Raw genomic sequence first — 3932 nt, forward strand, 5'->3', positions numbered from 1 at the left:
GAGCCATCGGGTCGGCCTTTTGCCGCCAGTTCCCGTCCGGGCCTTTGATGTCGTATTTGTAGCGTGCGCCTATCTCGACACCGGGAATGAACAGCTCCCACACACCGGACGCCCCGAGGCTGCGCATCGCGCACCCCGACCCGTCCCAAAAGTTGAAGTCCCCCACGACCTTCACCGCTTGTGCGTTCGGTGCCCACACCGCGAAAGCCACGCCCTTTACGACCCCGAGCGGACCCTCGTACTCCTTAATGTGTGCACCCAAAACGTCCCACAGACGCTCGTGACGGCCTTCTGAGATGAGGTAGGTATCCATTTCGCCCAAGGTCGGCAGGAAACGGTAGGGGTCGTCCCCCAAGACTTCCTGGTCGCCGTAGGTCACTTTCACACGGTAGTCCTCGACTTCGGCGTGCGGGATGACGGCCACCCACACCCCGTCCTGTTCGTGTTCAGCAGGGAATTCGCCGTGCTCGGTGACGATGGTGACGCTTTGCGCCATGTGACGCACGGTGCGGATAGTGACGTCCTCACCGTCCGAGTGCGGTCCCAGCACCGAGTGCGGGGCGTAGTAATTCGCGTAGGCGACCTGGTTCAAAAGTTCCGGGGAAACGGTGATTTTAGCCATGGGGTAATTCTTTCATATTTTGCTAGGCGATGTTTTGGGTTCAGTCGGGAATGGGGCTGAAACTGAGAATATGGCCGGGGCCGGTATAGGGATTGAGCTGGACAAAATTATCCCTTCCCCAGGTATATTCACCGCCGGTCAGTTCATCGCGCACCACGAACAGGCGCTGCCCCGCACCGGGCTCGGCCAGCTCCGGGAACTCCTCTGGGCACAACCCTAGTGACGGCAAATCCAGGTGCACCCAGCCGGTTTGGGTGTTGTGCGGGTCGAGGTTCACGATGACCAACACCGTGTCCGCCCGACCGGTCGGGGAATGCGCGGCGTCAATGTGCTTGGAAAAAGCGATGATGGCGTCGTTTTCGACGGCGTGGAACTTGATGTTGCGCAACTGCAGCAGCGCCGGGTGAGCGGCACGGGCCGCGTTCAAGGTGCGCAGCAGGGAGGCGATGCCGTACTTGTCGCGCGCCGCCCAGTCATAGACTTTCACCTCGTACTTCGGGTTGTCGTTGACTTCCTCGACCCCGGGACGCTGCACGTGTTCGCAAAACTCGTAGCTGCCCCCGAGGATTCCCCAGGTCGGAGCGGCCGTGGCTGCCAGCAGGGCGCGGGCTTTGAACGCCCCTACCCCGGCCGTCATGTAGTCGGTCAAAATGTCTGGGGTCATGGGGAACAGCGCCGGGCGCAGCACGTGGGCCGTTTCATAAGCGAGTTCCTCAAAGTACTCGGTCAGCTCCGTCTTGGAGTTGCGCCACGTAAAGTACGTGTAAGACAGGTGGAACCCCGCTTTTGCCAGCCCCCGCATCATCGCCGGAGCGGTGAACGCCTCGGAGAGCATCACCACTTCGGGGTGGGTTTGGTGCAGATCAGCAGCCAAGCGCTGCCAGAACCGCACCGGCTTCGTGTGCGGGTTATCCATGCGGAAAATCGTGACCCCGTGGTCAATCCAAAACTCGATCACCCGCCGGATTTCGGCATACAGTCCGTCCGGATCGTGGTCAAAGTTCAGGGGATAGATGTCCTGGTATTTCTTTGGGGGATTCTCGGCGTAGGCAATCGAGCCGTCAGCCCGAGCCGAAAACCATTCGGGGTGCGCCTTTACCCACGGGTGGTCCGGGGAACACTGCAGGGCGAAGTCCAGGGCGATCTCCAGGTGGTTGCGTTTCGCCGCCGCCGCGAACTCGTCAAACGCCTCAATCCCACCCAAAGCCGGGTCGACCGCGTCGTGCCCCCCGTCCTCGTTACCAATCGCCCAAGGCGAGCCGGGATCGTTTGGTCCGGCCTCGAGCGCGTTGTTGCGCCCTTTGCGGAAAGCGTGCCCAATCGGGTGGACGGGAGTGAGGTAGATAACATCGAAACCGTCAGCGGCGACCTCGGGCAAAATTTCCGCGGCCGTGCGCAAAGTCCCCGGCACAATCTGGCCGTCCGACCCGTAATAGGACCCGATGGAACGAGGGAAGATTTCGTACCACGCTCCGGCCACCGAACGCGCCCGGTCCACCCGCAGCGGGCACAGCCGGGTACGCGTGACCAAATCCCGCAGCGGATTTTCCGTCAAAATGTTTGCGACCAGCTCATTTGTGGCGGCCGAGAGACGTACCTGGGGGCGGCGCTTTTTCTCGCGCAAGCCCGCAATCGCGCCCTGTAGCACGGCCGCGTCAGCCGCGGGCAGCGGGGCGGCAGGAGTGGCCGTGTCACGAGCCGAACCGTGGGCCGGTTTCGCCTCGCCCGCAATCGCACGTTCCAGCAGGCGGGCGCCCTCTTCGAGGGTCAGCTCCACGTCGATGCCCGCCGGGATTTTCACCTTGGCGTCATGCACCCACGTCCCATAAGGGTCAATCCAAGACTCGACCGCGAAGGCGTAACGTCCCAGGGTGTTGGGCTGGAGCCAGGCTTCAAACTGGTTTTCACCAGTGCCGATTTCATACATCCGGGCGCGGTCCACGACTTCCCAAGCGGCCGGGTCCCCCGGGTCGGGAGCGCCCTCGGGGCTGCCCTCCGGAGCGTAGAGGTCATAACCCCCTTCGCCGCGGCGTTTCGGGTCGGCGGGGCGCAGCAGCACCGCGTCGGCGCCAAAGTGGGAATGCCCGTCGACAAACACGGTGGCGTGGACTGGGAACAGCTCGCCGACCGCGGCTTTGGCCGGGAACAGGCCGTCCTCTACCATGGGGCGCAGCTCGGTGACGCAGATGCGGTTCAGTTCCGCGTCAGCAGGCAGGTGGTAGAGGTTCGGGAGGGTTGCCGGGGTTGGGGTTGCGGCCGCGGATTTTGCGGCAGTTGGGGTTGCTGGGGTTTTAGCGGCTGGGGTTGCCGGAGTTTCCGGGGTTTTCGCAGCAGCCGTGGGAGCCGGTTTCTTCGTTGATTTCGCGGTGCTTCCCGAGGCTTTTGCCGTCGATTTTGTGCCAGAAGTCCGGGTCTTGCGGGCGGCGGTCGGCTTACTCGGCTTGTCAGCCGGGGGCTTCGCTGCCGGCTTCGTAGCCGGACGAGTGTTAGTAGTGGAATGACGCCCGGGTTTCTTGGCGTCGGAATTGCCCGTAGAGTTCGTCGTTTCGCTCACGTCTAAATCTTAAAGCATAACCACAGAATTTATAATCCGTGAGTGCGGGGTATTTACAGCCTTAGTAAAGCCGGGCGCAGAGGTTCAATCAGCGCACCGGCCCCAGAGAGAGCGAAACACCAGGGGAAACTCGGCACCGCGCTTGTGAACCCGGCAAAACCCCGACCCACCGGCCTCGTGAGCTAACCGAAAACCCGACCCAACGCCCTTGTGAGCCTAAACAACGACCCCCAAGAAGTGGCCGACCCCGCCGGTGATAATCATCGCCAGGGCGCCCCCGACCATGACCCGGATGACCGCGCGGAGCCGTGGGGCCTCGCCGCGCCACGCCGAAAGCCAGCCGACCAGCGCTAACGCGACCATCACCATGACGAACGTAGCTTGGATTTTCCACGGGCCGCTGAACAGCAGAATCGCCAACAGCGGCACCAGCGCGCCGACCGTGAAGGACACCGCCGAGGAAAACGCCGCCGCCCAGGGCGACGTAAACTCCTCGGAGCTCAGGCCGTAATGGGCCTGGACGTGGGCCTCGACCGGATCGTGGGCGGAATATTCCTGGGCGACCAGGGTCGCGGTCGCGCGGGTCAGGCCCTTTTCGATGTAGTTTTCCACCAGGCCCTGAAATTCTTTCTCTGGGTCCTCGGCAATGAGGCGGCGCTCCTTTGCCACCACCGCTTTTTCCGTGTCGCGCTGGGTGGACACCGAGACATATTCGCCCGCCGCCATCGACAGCGCCCCCGCGACCACAGCCGCGAT

General features: G+C 63.0%; 2 protein-coding genes and 1 pseudogene. All 3 read right to left on the reverse strand.

The genetic code is table 11. The annotated features are described in order from the left end of the window. Positions 1 to 622, reverse strand: a pseudogene (locus Q0X47_RS08450) (1,4-alpha-glucan branching enzyme); the annotation flags it as partial. Positions 623 to 662: 40 nt separating this feature from the next. After that, a complete protein-coding gene (locus tag Q0X47_RS08455) occupies positions 663 to 3176 on the reverse strand; it encodes a maltotransferase domain-containing protein (RefSeq protein ID WP_297725008.1) in 2514 nt (837 codons plus the stop codon). A gap of 216 nt (positions 3177 to 3392) precedes the next feature. Beyond that, a partial coding sequence (locus Q0X47_RS08460) for a VIT family protein (RefSeq protein WP_297725011.1) occupies positions 3393 to 3932 on the reverse strand: 540 nt, incomplete at its 5' end.

It is taken from the genome of uncultured Mobiluncus sp. (genome assembly GCF_947254095.1).
GTDB lineage: Bacteria > Actinomycetota > Actinomycetes > Actinomycetales > Actinomycetaceae > Mobiluncus.